The 15,569-nt window shown below is 60.6% G+C and carries 9 protein-coding genes and 1 pseudogene; 6 read left to right on the forward strand and 4 right to left on the reverse strand.

Features of this window, described 5'->3' with window-relative positions; translation table 11 throughout:
• Both PHW99_RS05295 and PHW99_RS05300 read right to left on the reverse strand, forming a co-directional pair.
• A pseudogene (locus PHW99_RS05295) lies at window positions 1-131 on the reverse strand (AraC family transcriptional regulator); the annotation flags it as partial.
• Window positions 132-139: 8 nt separating this feature from the next.
• Window positions 140-1,489 carry an aspartate aminotransferase family protein gene (locus PHW99_RS05300; protein WP_300174496.1) on the reverse strand — a complete coding sequence of 450 codons (1,350 nt, stop codon included), beginning with the start codon at window positions 1,487-1,489 and terminating at the stop codon, window positions 140-142.
• Window positions 1,490-1,584: 95 nt separating this feature from the next.
• Between PHW99_RS05300 and PHW99_RS05305 the strand changes: the two genes are divergently transcribed.
• Entirely contained in the window at window positions 1,585-2,523 is a 939-nt protein-coding gene (locus PHW99_RS05305) for a LysR family transcriptional regulator (RefSeq protein ID WP_300174498.1), read from the forward strand.
• 39 nt (window positions 2,524-2,562) lie between these two features.
• On the opposite strand, the gene PHW99_RS05310 is transcribed toward PHW99_RS05305, so the two are convergent.
• Complete coding sequence (locus tag PHW99_RS05310; RefSeq protein WP_300174500.1) at window positions 2,563-6,705, reverse strand: hypothetical protein; 4,143 nt, start codon at window positions 6,703-6,705, stop codon at window positions 2,563-2,565.
• Entirely contained in the window at window positions 6,702-8,015 is a 1,314-nt protein-coding gene (locus tag PHW99_RS05315; RefSeq protein ID WP_300174502.1) for an AAA family ATPase, read from the reverse strand. The genes PHW99_RS05310 and PHW99_RS05315 overlap by 4 nt, the downstream gene beginning before the upstream one ends.
• 280 nt (window positions 8,016-8,295) lie before the next feature.
• On the opposite strand from PHW99_RS05315, the gene PHW99_RS05320 reads away from it, so the two are divergent.
• The 5 genes from PHW99_RS05320 to PHW99_RS05340 all read left to right on the forward strand — a co-directional run bounded on the left by PHW99_RS05320 (window position 8,296) and on the right by PHW99_RS05340 (window position 15,552).
• A complete protein-coding gene (locus PHW99_RS05320) occupies window positions 8,296-11,556 on the forward strand; it encodes an EAL domain-containing protein (RefSeq protein ID WP_300174504.1) in 3,261 nt (1,086 codons plus the stop codon).
• 20 nt (window positions 11,557-11,576) lie between these two features.
• Window positions 11,577-12,632 (forward strand): D-erythronate dehydrogenase, encoded by a 1,056-nt coding sequence (denD, locus tag PHW99_RS05325; protein WP_300174506.1) that lies wholly within the window; start codon window positions 11,577-11,579, stop codon window positions 12,630-12,632.
• Between the two features lie 88 nt (window positions 12,633-12,720).
• A complete protein-coding gene (locus PHW99_RS05330; protein WP_300174508.1) occupies window positions 12,721-13,692 on the forward strand; it encodes a TRAP transporter substrate-binding protein in 972 nt (323 codons plus the stop codon).
• A 91-nt stretch (window positions 13,693-13,783) separates the two neighbouring features.
• Window positions 13,784-14,278: a TRAP transporter small permease gene (locus tag PHW99_RS05335; RefSeq protein ID WP_300174510.1), complete on the forward strand. Its 495-nt coding sequence runs from the start codon at window positions 13,784-13,786 to the stop codon at window positions 14,276-14,278.
• Entirely contained in the window at window positions 14,275-15,552 is a 1,278-nt protein-coding gene (locus PHW99_RS05340) for a TRAP transporter large permease (RefSeq protein ID WP_300174511.1), read from the forward strand. Before PHW99_RS05335 ends, PHW99_RS05340 begins: the two co-directional genes overlap by 4 nt.
• The last annotated feature ends 17 nt before the right edge of the window (window positions 15,553-15,569 follow it).

Consider the following 15,569-nt stretch of genomic DNA (forward strand, 5'->3'; position numbering starts at 1 on the left):
CGCGCCGTCGGGCTGGCGATGCTGACACGCCAGTCCTTGTCACCCAAAAGGGTGAGGCGACTGAGCATGCCAAACGCGATCAATGAGTCAAGCTCATTGAAACCTTCAAACGTCAGGATGGCAATGTGCATACCGGGTGTCACGCCGTGGCGTTGATGCACTCACCCAGCGCATTCACCAGGCTGTCAATCTGCTCGGGTGTGCTGATGAACGGCGGGGCGAGCTGGATGGTGTCGCCGCCATAGCGCACGTAGAAGCCTTTTTGCAGCATCGCCATGGCAATCTCGTAAGGCCGCTTGGCGGGTTCGCCGGGCAGCGCGGCAATCGTCAAACCAGCGGCCAGGCCGTAGTTGCGAATGTCGGCCACGTGTTTGGTCCCCTTGAGGCTGTGCACGGCGTTCTCGAAGTGTGGGGCCAAGGCCTTGACGCGGTCGATCATGTTCTCGCGCTGCAGAATGTCCAGCGTGGCCAGGCCGACGGCGCAGGGCACCGGGTGGGCCGAGTAGGTGTAGCCGTGGGCAAATTCCAGCATGTAGTCTGGCCCGCCGGTGGCCATGAAGGTGTCGTAAATGGCCTTGCTGGCCAGCACCGCGCCCAGCGGCTGGGCACCGTTGGTGATCTGCTTGGCGCAGTTCATGATGTCGGGCGTGACCCCAAACGCCTCGGCCCCGGTCCACGCGCCCATGCGGCCAAAGCCGGTGATGACCTCGTCAAAAATCAGCAGAATGTTGTGCGCGGTGCAGATGTCGCGCAGGCGTTTCAGGTAGCCCTTGGGCGGAATCACCACACCGGCTGAGCCCGACATGGGTTCGACAATCACGGCGGCGATGTTGCTGGCATCGTGCAGGGCAATCAGCTTGAGCAAGTCATCGGCCAGCTCGGCACCGGTCTCCGGCATGCCGCGCACAAACGAGCCTGCGGGTGGTTGGGTGTGCGGCAGGTGGTCCGCCGCAATGCCCTGGCCAAACACCTTGCGGTTGCCGCCAATGCCGCCGACCGAAATGCCGCCAAAGTTCACGCCGTGGTAACCTTTTTCGCGGCCAATCAGCAGACTCTTGCTGGCCTGACCTTTGGCACGCCAGTAGGCCCGCGCCATCTTCAGCGAGGTGTCAGCCGACTCGGAGCCCGAGCCGGTGAAGAACACATAGTCCAGCCCGGCGGGGGTGAGTTCCTTGAGCTTGTTGGCCAGCGCAAAAGACAGCGGGTGGCCGAACTGGAAGGCTGGGGAGTAGTCCAGCGTGGCGAGCTGGCGTGTCGCGGCTTCGGTGATCTCGGCGCGGCCATGGCCCAGGCCGCAGGTCCACAGACCTGACAAGCCATCGAATATCTTGCGGCCATCCGCGTCGATGTAGTAACAACCTTCGGCCCCCACCATCATGCGCGGGTTGGCTTTGAAATTGCGATTGGCCGTGAAAGGCATCCAGTGGGCATCGAGCCAGGCGGCATCGAGTCGGGGTTGGGTCAAGGCTTTGGCATCGGTCAGGTTCATGGCAGGAAGTCCTTCAAGGGTGGCGACAAGGTGCTGATTTTGAGCAGTGTTTTACTCTTATGATTGACTAACTATCACTACTTGGTTGCTGATTCATGCAAGTAAAAACCCGCGCTGCCCTGGGCCAGCTGAGCGACATGGACATCCGTTTGCTGCGGGTGTTCAAAACCGTGGTGGACTGTGGCGGCATGAGCGCTGCCGAACTGGAGCTCAATATCGGCACCTCCACCGTCAGCCGCCACATCAAGGACCTGGAAACCCGCCTGGGCCTGACCCTGTGCCGCCGGGGCCGCGCCGGTTTTGCGCTGACCCCCGAGGGCGAGCAGATTTATGCCGAGACCCTGCGCCTGCTCAGCGGCGTGGACGCCTTCCGCAGCCGGGTCGACGAAATCCACCAGCGCATGGGCGGCGAGCTGCACATTGCCGTGTTTGACAAAACCGCCAGCAACCCCGCTGCCCACCTGGGTGAGGCGATTGCGCTGTTCCAGGCCCAGGCCCCTGATGTCAACCTGCACCTGCATGTGGCGCCGCTGAATGTGATTGAGCGTGGTGTGCTGGATGGCCAGTTCCAGGTCGGCATCGTCCCTGGTCATCGCAGCGCCAGCACCCTGGCCTACGACGAGTTGTTCACCGAAACCATGTATCTGTACTGCGGGCAGGCCCATCCCCTGTTTGCGGCGGAACCTGCGCGGGAGCCGGCCCACTGGGCCGCGCTGCGCCAGCATCGTTTTGCCGGCCTGGGTTACCACTCGCCGAACATGGAACTGGCGCAGCAGGTCCACCTGGCGCGCCAGGCCACAGGCTACGACCAGGAGTCGATCGCCACCCTGATTCTTTCGGGCCGTTTCCTGGGCTTTTTACCGGACCACTATGCTGAAAGTTTTGTGCGTCAGGGCCGGCTGCGTGCCTTGCGGCCACAGGTCTTCAGCTACAGCTGCAGCTTTTTTGGCATCGTGCGCGCCTCGCCCCAGGCTGCCCGGGTGACGCTGGCTTTCCAGGCCTGCCTGCGCCAAGCGCATGCCAGTGGGGGTTGAGTTGGCCCTGGCGCTGTCATGTTCAGGCTCGGAGGCGGTTCAATCGGGAATCGAGATGTCCAGGACAAACACCCGGATGTTCTGGTTGTTGGTTTTTTGAGTGGTTTCAAGTTGCAAGCAGGCTTGCAGGTCGGCTGGCGTGTTTGTGGGGTTGTTGGGATGCAATTTGGGCTTGGCTGCCTTTCCGCGGTTACTGCCCAACCACAGCACCAGATAGACGCCCTGGTGATGGCAGCGGGGCTCGCTGGCGTATTGCTTGGCGAGTTGTTTTGTTGCTGCAGTCCACAAATCCCGGTTCCAGTCGCCTTTGATTTCGATGGGCAACAGCATCTCTTGGTGTGCGGCAGTTTGTACCCGGAGCACGATGTCCGACTGGTTTTGAGCACCGTGCTGGTTTTCGATGGCAACCGATATGTCGAAGTCTTTGAGATCGGCACGCAGCCATTCCGCAATGGCATTGCGGCATTCGGGCTCCGGGCGGTGCGGTGCTTGCGGGTGTTTTCCTGCCGCGTCAACCGTCCAGAACCTGTTCAATCGGTTGGTGTCACTGTTGCGTAGTGTCTGCTGCAAGGTGTGCAGCGCATCCAGCGCAACCGCCATCAAGTCAGCCGGATTGGCCGGTGTTTTGTTTTGCAGCGTCAGTGCCACCTGTCGGGGTGTTGGTAATGCAAAAGCCTTCTCTGCTCTGGCCTGGGCTTGTCGCGACAGCGTCTCTTCGAGTCGGTGCTTCCAATGGTTCAAAGCGGGCTCGGTCAACAGGTGTTGAAGTTCTTGCTGAGCGGCTTCGCTGGTGTCGTTTCGCATAGCAGCCAGCAGTTGATGGAGGAACGAGCGCCCCTCGTCCTTTTTGCCAATCGTATTGATGCCTTCTGGTCTTTCGGAAGGGCACAGCGGACCAAAAATCCGGAACAACAGCCCAAGCGTGGCGGCATCCCATCCAGGCAGTGGCTCCGGGGTGCCACCGTAGCGGCGCAGGTGGGCAATGAAGCCCAATAGCTCGGTTTGTTCAATCTGCCTCTTGTTCAGCAAACTCTGCAGCAGAGGTGCGAAGGTCGGGTGATCCACCCAAAGGCCCGCCATGAGCAGATAACCTGTTTGCAGAGAGCCCAGCGATTTCCGTTTTAGCCGCTCAGCCAGCATGTGGCTGACCTCAGCGGGTGCACATTGCGCCAGCACAAGGTCGAGCACCTGCACAAATTCGGGGAAGTCATATTCCCTGACTTTGCTGGGCCACTTCAAGAGGATGCGCGGAAGCAGGCGCAACGCCATGGGGCGCAAGGCAGCCTCATGCCGCAATAAGCTGATTTGCGGGATGCGAATGATTTTTCTGGATCGAAGGCTGCTTTCACACAACGACCACCACACTGATTCAACCCAATCCGGTTGGCGTTCGGCCAAGGCCAGGAACCATTTGTGCGTGGAACTGTGATGTAGGAGGAAAAGGGTCAGCACCGCTTTGAGCCGTTCCTCGCCCAAGTCGAACAATTGCTGCGGGTTCTTTGTGAATAGCTGTTGGGCGGCGAGCAGACAGGGCAGCTCAATGTTCAAGATCTGGCTCGTCTTGTGGCTCTTGACTGCGCTGGTTGCTTGATTGGATGTCAGTTGGGTGAGGATCGTTTGGTAGCCCTGGCGGGTGGCTTCATCCAGCTCGGGGTGTTTCTCTCGCCACTGGTCGAACAGGTGTCCATCAGGACCCCCGCCGTAACCAGAGTCCTTCATATCTGCCCATGCAGCTTCACTGAGGTAGCTGAGTAGTTTGCCATTACGTACATCGTCTAAATGATCCAGCAAATAGCGACGGTTCCTTTCGTTCAGTTCATGCCGGTCTGCTTCTGTATCGCGGTATTTCTTGTCTTGAAGCCAGTGTTTTCGCCGCCAGTTGTCGTCGCTCAAAGATGAAGACAGCAGTGGTTCAAGTGCCGCGCAGAGAACATGGCTGTGCCTTGCCGCGTTTTCCAAGTCATTAAGCGTGATGTCACTGTCTTTTTGGTCAATCCACCAGAAAGCGGTGGTCAGGCAATCCTGCGCTTTGACCGGTTCATCATTGGTTTCTAAAGCCTTGGCTTGCTCCAGCCAGAACGCGCCCATGCCTCTTGGTAGGGTGTCCATTGGAAAATGGTGCTGAGCCGTCCAACTGCTCGCGCCTTCGCGAACCTGGTGTGCCATCACCTGTTTGATCAGGTTCGGATGCGCGCGATACCATTCGTTTAAACGTTGGATATTTGCCGCGTTCAGATGGCGGAATGGTGCTGTCTTGGTGTCGTTATCGAAGAACATCAAGAGCCAACTCGAAAGTTTGGCTACTTCAATCTCAGCACCAAAGGTCAGTATGGCGGTGACAGCCAAGGTTTCCAATCCCTCAAGTTGGTGACTTGCCATTGCAAAGCCGTTTTGGGAGAAGGTGTTGGCATCCACAGCGCGCTCCAGGGCCTCCATCAACTCCGGCAAGAGATTCAACGGTGTTTGTTTGGGGATGTAGTACCCCCAGAACATGGGAAAACCTGGCTGGTAACCCGAAAGATGGGTTGACTTGAGAAAGCCAAGCACTTGCGAAGGCCGGATGTGTTCCGGGTAGAGGTGTCGCAGCAAGCTGTCGGTCAAGCGACCTCTGGGTTCGCTCAACGTCCCGTGGTGAATGTCCTCCAGCAGCGCCGTCAGCACCGAGTGGTGCGAGTTGTGTCTGTAGAGCGCTTGGAGCGCTATGCTGCGGTCGCCTTCGCTCAAGTTTTCGTCCCGGACCAGTTGAAGCAGGATCGGTTCCCAACGCGTGTCAGCGGGCAAGTGAATCAGCGCACACAGCAACACATCGGCTACCAAGCTCTGCTGGCTGGTTGGGTGAGCGATTTTTCTGAAGGACTGCAGCCACGCCGTCACAAAGTCTTGCATATCGGCTTGCACCAACGGCACATGAGCTGCAGCCTTTTGCCACAGATTGCCCTCGCTCCTTGCTCTGGGGTTCACTGCCAGTTGTTCGATCAAAGCCTGCTTGGCGCTGGGTGAGAGCAAGTGCAAATCGCCATAGTCCAGCACCGCAGCCGGGTCTGCCTCGAAGATTGTTGCGCGCATCGGTTCGCTCAGCGCGGCCAACCAGCCCGCAAGGCCGCGCAAGTTGCTCACCAGGTTTTGGGACGATGCCAGCATCAACGCAGAGACTCGGCTGACCAACAGTCCCCCGTGTGCGATCCGTCCGGCGATGTGACGCGCGGCCAGGTATTCGGCCACGGTGCGGTGGGTTGCGGTGTAACCCCTGGGTTTGGTGAATAACCGGCGCTGCAACACCTGCTGGATGGCATTTGCTGAAAAACTGTTGGCAGGTAAGGCATCCAGCACCTCGGGCAGTCGCAGGCTTGCGAGGGTATTTAGGCTCAGTGTGTCATCGGCCATTTCATTCTGGTTGCTCAAGAGCATGAGTGCACACAACCAGCCTGCGGCATCTAGCAAGACCGCATCACTCAGCAGCGCGGCGGATTGCTGCGCTCGGGCGTGGCGTTGGTTGCTCTCCGTCACCAGTTTTTGGCAGGCCAGCTCATAGGCCTCACGGCGGGTCTGTGGCCACTGGTTATGGTTGGTCTTGACGGCGGCTGCCAGCAAGAGGAGAGACTGCGGGTTGCCGAGCATGTCGCCGAATCCCAAGGTCTGCGCTTGTTGCTCGAAGGTACTCACGTCCTGGACACCTTCGTGTTCCAGTACAGCGTGGCGCTGCTCGGGTGTGAGCGGGTTCAGTGCAAAAACCCGAACACGTTGTCCTTGCGCTACTGTAGCCAGGTCTTGCGCGTCAGTGGCGTACCAGTCGGCGGCTCGGCAAGCCACGCCAAATCGCTTCAGCTGGCTTTGGGCAATGCTGCGGCGCAGTTCTTTCCATACCGTGGTGTCGCCGCTGGCGCGGGCTTCATCCAGTGCGTCGATGAAAACAGGGAGTTTTGCATTTTGCATAGGCATGGCGAGAACGATGAAGTCGTTGACCGTCATCGGTTTGCCGTGTTCCCCCAGCGCCAACGCTGCCAAGGCTTTCATCGTTTCGGATTTGCCCATGCCCGGCTCACCCAGGAGCACAAATACGGGGATAGTCACCAACTCGCGAATGGTGATGACCGGGTGTGATCCCGGGTTGGACGGGTTGTCTTCGGCGGGCAAAAGCTCGGTGCAGGTTCGCGCCAAGGGATCAACGGCGTACGCGCTCATGGCTCTGGCAACCAATGGCTGGCGGGCTGGGTGAGCGCGTCCGCCAGGGCGAAATCGTCTCCGCCGAGCACCTCGGTGCGGATGTTCAGTCGCGCATGCTTTTCGGCGAAGACGCGCAAGCCCTTTCGGGCGCTTTGGTTGTGTGCAGCAGACTTCACTTCGAGTGCGGCAATGCGGTCACCGTGTTGCAAGACAAAGTCCACCTCAAAGGGGCTCTCTCGCCAGTAGGCCACGCGCATGCCATCAACGGCAGAGTTGAGCAAGTGGGCGCCGATGCTGCTTTCCACCAAGTGGCCCCAGAGCGCATGGTCGGCCCGGGCTTGGGCGAAGGTTTTGCCACAGTACACCGACACGAAGGCGGTGTTGAGCACGTTCAGTTTGGGTGGGGCGGCGCGCTGCCTGATCACCTGGGCGGCGTATTTCTCCAGCCCGGCCAGCAGCCCCGCCGCGCGCAGCAGCTTGAGGTAGTGCGTCAAGGTGGTGGTGTTGCCTGCGTCGTTGAGCTGCACCAGCAGTTTGGTCAAGGCGACGATCTGGCCCGAATACGAGCAACCCAGTTCAAAGAGCTGGCGCAGGACGGCTGGTTTTTCGATGCGGGCGAGTGCCAGGATGTCTTTCACCAGATTGGGCTCAATCAGACTGTGAAGAACTTCGTCGCGCCAGCGCAGTTCTTGCCCCTGGATGACCAGTGGCGCCGGTCCCGGGTAGCCGCCGAAGTAGATGTATTGGTCGAGTGTGAAGCCAAAACAGTCACGCATTTCGCTGTACGACCAGTGCGTCATTTCCAGCAGCTCAAAGCGGCCCATCAGGCTTTCGCTCAAGCCGCGTTGCATCAGCAGCGGGGCGGAGCCCAGCACCACAACGTGCATGGCAAACCCTTGGGCGCGATCCTGGTCCCACAGACCTTTGACCACGCCAGACCAGTTGGGAATGTGCTGTATCTCGTCGAACACCAGCGCATAGGGGGGCGGGGCAGTGTCTGGGGCCTTGGTCTGGGGTGGCTTGCCTGCCAGCAGGGCTTGCATGGACTGGTTGTACCAGGAGCGGGCGGCCTGTCGTGCCGCTTGCCAGCGCTCAATCAACCACTTTTCGTCGCGTGTGGTGTCGCTGCCGGAGCGAAACACCAGACCAGACCCGGTCTCGGTGCTGAAATCTGTGGGCAGATCATTGACGCTGGAGGTGGGGGCATCGACCGCATGGAATTGATAGGATGCTTGCGGTCGCCCCCGTAGCACCTGATGGACGGCAGTTGTTTTGCCGATTTGCCTGGGACCGGCCACAACGATGAGGCGGCGGACGGGTTCAGCCATTCGCTCTTGAAGCTGGAGGGACGCTGCGCGCTGGTAGTTTTCCATAATTGAGTTATTTTACTCAATCAAAAACAAGCCAAAAAGCGTTTGCTGTACTGCGGTGGCTCGTTGGACCGTTAGATGCGCTCATAGGCTATCTATTGGATAGGATAGGGATAGTTTTTCGTATATTTCACCAACGGGCTGACGTGCCCGGACGGGACGTCAGCTGCTTAAAATCATTGCGCCCGCGTTGGAAAAATCCAGGAAAAACATATGACACAACTGCAGGACCACTGACGTGCGATTCACGGCCAACGCACAGACCCTGCCCCGGTTACACCTGATCGGCACCCTGACCATCGTCTTGGCGCTGACGTTGGCACTGGCCGCCTTTTTCTCCTGGCGCAGCGCCGCGGAGCATCGAGCCTCACTGGAGCGGGTGGCCCAAAGTGTCAGCAGCCAGCAGCAGTCACGCCTTCAGACCGAACTGGACTCTGCGGTCAGTTACCTCGATTTCACACGTCAACGGACCCAGGAGGTGTTGCGCCGCAGCCTGCGCGTGCAGGTGGATACCGCGATGCAGGTGGCGCAGGCTATTTATGACCGGGAAATTCCCAAACACCAGCCTGAAGAGGTCAAGCGGCTGATCACCGAGGCGCTGCGGCCCGTGCGCTTCTACGATGGCCGGGGTTACTACTTCATCGATGACATGTCGGGCCAATTCATCCTGCTGCCCACCTCCCCGCAGCTTGAAGGCACCACCAATCTGAACAACCGGGATGACAACGGCCGCTACATCATGCGTGGCCTGATCGACGCGGCCCGCAAGCCGGACGGGCAGGGGTATGCCAGCTACCGCTGGTATGCCCCCGAGGCACCCAAGGTCATGGCTGACAAACTGGCCTATGTACGCTACTTCGCCCCTTTTGACTGGCTGATTGGCACCGGCGACTACACCCATCTGTGGGAACAGGCGCAGCAGCAGGAGGTGATTGCCCGGCTGCGGACGGTGCGTTTTGGCCAGAGTGGTTATATTGCCTTGATTGATCGCCAGGGGCATCTGCTGCTGTCTTTGACGGCTGGCGCCGCGGAGGGACATGACCCCCATGGGCTTTCGGCCCAGCGCCGTGAGGCGCTGACACAGTTGCTGACGCAGGCACGCCAAGGTGGCGGTGTGGTGCATTACCAGTGGCAGGAAGACGGCGCCACGACAAGTGTGACCAAAACCGCGCTGGTGAAACTGGTGGAACCCTGGGGCTGGACGGTGGTGGCCACCATCCGCGACGACGAATTGCAGGCCACGCTGAACCAGGAGCTGGCGCGTGAGCTGAGCACCGGCCAGCGCATGGTGCAGTGGCTGCTGCCTTTGGCGCTGGCGTTGTTTTTCGGGCTGTTGGCGTCTTATGGCTTTTCGCGCTGGCTGCGTCAGCTGTTTACCGCTTACCAGAACGATCTCCAGGCCAAGAACCAGGCCATTGCCGACAGTGAAGCCCTGTTCCATGCGGTGTTTGACAACGCTGCCGTGGGCATTGCCCAGGTGTCGCCCGAGGGGCATTTCCTGAAAGTCAACCAGTACTTTTGCGACATGCTGGGTTATTCCCCCGAGGAGTTCCTGGCGCAAGGATTCACCTTTCAGCAGATCACGCCACCGCAAGATCGAGGCCCGGACCTTGAACAAGTCCAGCGCCTGCTGGCCGGGCAGATCCAGGGGTATAGCCTGGAGAAGCGGTATACCCGCAAGGACGGCAGTCTGGTATGGGTGAGTCTGGCGGTACATCTGGTGCGCGCTACGCACGGGCAACCGCTGTATTTCATCTCGGCCGTGCATGACATCAGTGAACGCCGGCGCGGCGAAGAGCGGCTGCAGATGGCCGCCAGCGTGTTCGTCCATGCCCGTGAAGGCATCATGATCACCGAACTCGACGGCACCATCATGGATGTCAACGACTCGTTCAGCCGCATCACCGGTTACAGCCGGCAGGAGGCTCTGGGCCAGAACCCACGCCTGCTCAGTTCGGGCCGGCAGACCCCCGCGTATTACAGAGCGATGTGGCGCGACATCCAGGGCAAGGGTTATTGGTGTGGCGAAATCTGGAACCGGCGCCGCAATGGCGAGCTGTATGCCGAGATGCAGACCATCAGCGCGGTGCGCGACGCCCAGGGCCAAACCCGTCACTATGTGTCCCTGTTCACCGACATCACCGCGCTGAAGGAGCATGAGCAGCAGCTGGAGCGGATTGCCCATTTTGATGCCCTCACCAATCTGCCCAACCGGGTGCTGCTGGCCGATCGCCTGCAGCAGGCCATGGTGCAGACACAGCGGCGCGGCCGACTGCTGGCGGTGGCCTATCTGGATCTGGACGGCTTCAAGGCCATCAACGACCGTCATGGCCACGATACAGGTGACCGGGTGTTGATGGGGGTGGCCGCACGCATGAAAGACACCCTGCGCGAAGGTGACACATTAGCGCGCATCGGCGGAGATGAGTTTGTGGCGGTGCTGGTGGATCTGCCGGACATGGTCACCTGCTATCCACTGTTGACACGTTTGCTGGTGGCCGCTGCCGAACCCCTGCATCTGGACAGCGTGGTCTTGCAGGTATCAGCCAGTCTGGGGGTGACGTTCTACCCGCAGGCCGAGGAGATAGATGCAGACCAGCTGCAGCGCCAGGCTGATCAGGCCATGTACCAGGCCAAGCTGGCTGGCAAAAACCGCTACCACCTGTTTGATGCCGAGCAGGACCGCAGCGCGCGCGGGCATTTTGAAAGCCTGGAGGAAATCCGCCAGGCCCTCATCGACGGCCATCTGGTGCTGCATTACCAGCCCAAGGTCAACATGCACAGTGGCGAGGTGGTCGGGGCCGAGGCGCTGATTCGCTGGCAGCATCCACAGCGTGGCCTGCTGGCGCCGACACAGTTCCTGCCGGTGATTGAAAGCCACGTGCTGGCGATTGAGGTCGGTGAATGGGTCATCCACACCGCCCTGCGCCAGATGCAGGACTGGCAGCGCCAGGGTCTGAACCTGCCGGTGAGTGTGAACGTGGGGGCGCGCCAGTTGCAGCAGCGCGACTTCGTGCCGCGGCTTGAGGCCATCCTGGCGCAATACCCGGACCTGCAACCGGGGCAACTGGCGCTGGAAGTGCTGGAAACCAGTGCCCTGGAAGACATCAACGGCGTCTCGCAGGTCATTGCCGATTGCCGTGCCCTGGGGGTGATGTTTGCGCTGGACGACTTTGGCACCGGTTATTCGTCACTGACCTACCTCAAGCGCCTGCCGGTGGCCTTGCTCAAGATCGACCAGAGTTTTGTGCGTGACATGCTGGATGATCCGGATGATCAGGCCATTCTCAATGGCATCATCGGGCTGGCACGGGCGTTTCACCGCGAGGTCATTGCCGAAGGGGTGGAAACCGTCGCCCATGGCACGGCGCTGCTGCGTCTGGGCTGCGAACTGGCACAAGGTTACGGCATTGCCCGGCCGATGCCCGCGCCCGATCTGGTGGCGTGGGCGGCGGCTTGGCAGCCGGATGCCGCCTGGACCAGCCCATCCATTGAATAACGAACAACGAGGAGTTTTCCATGTCGAATCCAAACCCTCAGGCTGTACCAGCCTGCCAGCTTGTGATCACCGGTGGCGCCGGTTTTTTGGGTGTGCGCCTGGCGCGCGCACTGCTGGCGCAGGGGCAGCTGTCGCTGGCCGGTGGTGCTGCGCAGCCCATCAGTCAGATCACCCTGGTAGACCGTGCCCAGCCGCCTGCTGATCTGCTGGCCGACCCCCGGGTGACAGCGCTGGTGGGCGATCTCAATGAACTTCTTGAAGAAAATAAGGCTCCAGCCCGCGTCGTTACTGATCAGACTGCTATTGTTTTTCATTTGGCGGCGGCTGTCAGCGCCGAGTGTGAAGCCGATTTTGACCTCGGCATGCGCAGCAACCTGGCCGCCACGCTGACCTTGCTGGAGCGCTGCCGGGCGCTTCAGACCCGGCCCATGGTGGTGTTTGCCAGTTCACTCGCTGTGTTTGGTGATGCGCCCGGCCTGCCTCTGCCGCCTGCCATCGAAGACAACACCCTGCCAACGCCGCAGAGCAGTTACGGCATCCAGAAATTCATCGGTGAACAACTGGTGGCCGACTTCACCCGCAAAGGCTTTGTCCAGGGCCGCAACGTGCGCCTGATGACGGTGAGTGTGCGCCCGGGCCGGCCCAATGGCGCGGCATCGAGCTTTCTCAGCGGCATGATCCGGGAGCCGCTGGCGGGTGTGCGGGCGGTGTGCCCGGTGGCGCCCGACACGGCGGTGGCCCTGTCGTCGCCAGCCCGTACCATCGAAGGCCTGATCCGCGCGGCCCAGACCAGCGATCAGGCCTGGGGCCCGCGTACCGGCTTGAACTTGCCGGCCCTGACCACCACCCCGGCCGAGATGGCGGCCGCGCTGGAACGGGTGGCTGGCCGCGCCGCCATCGAGCTGATCGACTGGACGCCGGACCCCGCCATCAGCGCCATCGTCAACACCTGGCCGGCCCGCATCCATGCGGCGCGCGCCCGTGACCTGGGTCTGCTGGCCGACGCTTGTTTTGAGGACATCATTCGCGACTACATCAGGGAAAATCCCTACGCAGTCAAGCTGGCGACGCGATAACAATACCCAAGTTGTATGACAAATTTTGGGTGAACTGGTGAATTGACTCTTTGCCAGCGCCACTGTTTTATAAACCGAGGAGACCTTGATGAAATTGAGCAAACTGGTTATTGGCCTGTCGTTGGCCGTGGGTTTCATGGCGAGTGCTGCCGCCCAGACCACCATGAAAATCAGCATTTCGGTGGCGCAGAACTCGCACCAGGGCGTGGCGATTGACACCTTTGCCAAGGAAGTCGAAAAACGCACCGGTGGCCGCTACAAGATCCAGACCTTCTACTCCGGCGCCCTCGGCGGCGAGCGCGAGTCCATTGAAGCCGTGCAACTGGGTACCCAGGAACTGGCCTTCTCCTCCACCGGCCCGGTGCCCAACTTTGTGCCCGAAGCCAAGATCCTGGACATCCCCTTCCTGTTCCGCGACAAAGCCCATGCCCGCGCCGTGCTGGATGGCCCGATCGGCCAGGATCTGCTGGGCAAGTTTGACGCTAAGGGCTTCAAGGCCTTGGCCTGGGCCGAAAACGGCTTTCGCCACATGACCAACAGCAAACGTGCCGTGAATGCGCCCGAAGACCTCAAGGGTCTGAAGATGCGCACCATGGAAAACCCGGTGCACGTGGCCGCCTACAAGGGCTTTGGCATCATCACCACCCCCATGGCCTTCCCGGAAGTGTTCACTGCCCTGCAGCAAGGTACGGTGGACGGCCAGGAGAACCCGCTGTCGGTGATCATGTCGGCCAAGTTTGACCAGGTGCAAAAACACCTCACCCTCACCGGCCACGTCTATTCGCCCTGCATCTTCCTGATGAACAAGGCGGCGTTTGACAAGCTGTCGGCAGCCGACAAGACGGCGTTCCTGGAAGCCGCCAAGGTCGGCGCCAAGGCCAACCGCGAGCGTGTGGACGCCGACGACGCCAAGGGTGCGGCCGAGTTGCGTGCCAAGGGCATGGCCGTGGTCGAGAACGTCGACAAGGCCAAGTTTGTGGCGGCCCTGGGTCCGGTCAACGCCGAGTTCGAGAAGCAGTTTGGCAAGGCCAACATCGACCGCATCCGCAACTTCAAGTAAATCCTCCGCGCTGTTGCGCGCCACGCGCCCGGAAATCAGCAGTTTTCGGGCGCTTTTTTTATCCCCTTTTTTCATTTGGATGGTGATTGCCATGAGAGACAAGTTCCTCAGGCTGGAGCGTCTGACGAGCGGCCTGTCCATGCTCGCCGCCTGTGCCATGCTGGCGCTGGCGGCCGGTCTGGGCGTGTTTCAGATCGTCACCCGTTTTGTCCTGGAAACCCCGGCGGAATGGACCGAAGTGCTGATCCGTTTCAGTTTGATCTGGATGGTGTTTTTGGGTATTCCGACGGCGTTTCGCCAGGGCGCCATGGTCAGCGTGGACGTGCTCTACCGCTGGAGTCCGGCGCGCCTGCGCCGGCTGCTGGACTGGGTGGTGTGCCTGGCCGCCCTGAGCCTGATTGCCGTCATCGTCTGGTGGGGCTGGGACTACGCCAACCGCGGCAAGGTCCAGACCATGAGCGGGCTGGAGAGTATGTCGATGTTCTGGGCCTATCTGGCCCTGCCGGTCGGTGGCCTGCTCAGCATGATCGGGATCATCGGCAACCTGCTCGACACCCAACGCCTTGAACTGGAGACTGCGCAATGACCGCTGCCATGTTAAGCACCATGGTGCTGTGTTTTGCCCTCACCGTGTCGGTGGCGGTGTCCATCGGCCTGGCCTCCATCCTGGGCATCCAGGTGGCGCAGGCCAACATGCTGATCTCCGTCAAGGAGATGTTCAATGCCATCAACAAGTTCCCATTGGCGGCCATTCCGTTTTTCATCCTGGCCGGCAACATCATGGAAACCGGCGGGATCTCGCGCCGCCTGGTCGAGTTTGCCAAGAGCCTGGTCGGTGGCGTGCAGGGTGGCCTGCCCATGACCTGTGTGTTGACCTGCATGATTTTCGCGGCGGTGTCGGGCTCGTCGGTGGCCACCACCTTTGCCATTGGCACCATCCTGATCCCGGCCCTCATCAAACACGGCTACCCCACCACCTGGGCCGCGGCCCTGCAGGCCACCAGCGCCGAGCTGGGGGTGATCATTCCGCCATCGATCCCGATGATTCTGTACGGTGTCAGCGCCGAAGTGTCGATTGGGGAGCTGTTCATTGCCGGCTTTGGCCCGGGCCTTCTGATTGGTCTGGCGCTGATGGCCTTTGTCTGGGTCTATTGCCGCATCAAAGGCTGGGGCAAGAATGACGGCGAGGGCCGCTTGTCGGTCGGCAAAGCCACCTTGAACGCCGGCTGGGCGCTGCTGATGCCGGTCATCATCCTGGGCGGCATCTATGGCGGGGTGTTCACCCCGACCGAGGCCTCGGCCGTGGCGGTGTTTTACGCGCTGGTGGTCGGCCTGCTGGTGTACCGCGAAATCAAGCTGACGGACCTCTACACCATCCTGCGCAAATCGGTGTTGTCCTCGGCGGTGATCATGTTCATCATTGCCAATGCCGGCCTGTTTGCCTTTTTGATCACCCGGGCCGGTGTGCCCGAAGCCATCGGCCTGTGGCTGCAAGACGTGTTGAAGTCGCCGGCCTATTTCCTGCTGGGGGTCAATGCCGCACTTTTTCTGATTGGCATGTTCATCGAAACCAGCGCCGCCATCATTGTGCTGGCGCCGATCCTGGCGCCGGTGGCGCAACACTTTGGCATTGACCCGGTGCAGTTTGGCCTGGTCATGGTGGTGAATCTGGCGCTGGGCATGATCACGCCGCCGTTTGGTGTCAACCTGTTTGCCGCCTGCACGGTGGCGCGTATCTCGCTGGACCGCATGATCAAGGACCTGATCCCGTTTGTGCTGGTGATTCTGGCCTGCCTGATGGTGGTCACCTACGTGCCGGGCCTGTCGCTCGGTCTGCGCGACCTGGTTTACGCCAAATAGGCGACGGTTCAACGGGC

The organism is Rhodoferax sp., assembly GCF_028689305.1.
Taxonomy (GTDB): domain Bacteria; phylum Pseudomonadota; class Gammaproteobacteria; order Burkholderiales; family Burkholderiaceae_C; genus Rhodoferax.

Excerpts from the sequence above, each read along its gene's own strand:
- PHW99_RS05300 (WP_300174496.1), bottom strand. The coding sequence starts at position 1,489 with ATGAACCTGACCGATGCCAAAGCCTTGACCCAACCCCGACTCGATGCC.
- PHW99_RS05305 (WP_300174498.1), top strand. The coding sequence starts at position 1,585 with ATGCAAGTAAAAACCCGCGCTGCCCTGGGCCAGCTGAGCGACATGGAC.
- PHW99_RS05310 (WP_300174500.1), bottom strand. The coding sequence starts at position 6,705 with ATGAGCGCGTACGCCGTTGATCCCTTGGCGCGAACCTGCACCGAGCTT.
- PHW99_RS05315 (WP_300174502.1), bottom strand. The coding sequence starts at position 8,015 with ATGGCTGAACCCGTCCGCCGCCTCATCGTTGTGGCCGGTCCCAGGCAA.
- denD (WP_300174506.1), top strand. The coding sequence starts at position 11,577 with ATGTCGAATCCAAACCCTCAGGCTGTACCAGCCTGCCAGCTTGTGATC.
- PHW99_RS05330 (WP_300174508.1), top strand. The coding sequence starts at position 12,721 with ATGAAATTGAGCAAACTGGTTATTGGCCTGTCGTTGGCCGTGGGTTTC.
- PHW99_RS05335 (WP_300174510.1), top strand. The coding sequence starts at position 13,784 with ATGAGAGACAAGTTCCTCAGGCTGGAGCGTCTGACGAGCGGCCTGTCC.
- PHW99_RS05340 (WP_300174511.1), top strand. The coding sequence starts at position 14,275 with ATGACCGCTGCCATGTTAAGCACCATGGTGCTGTGTTTTGCCCTCACC.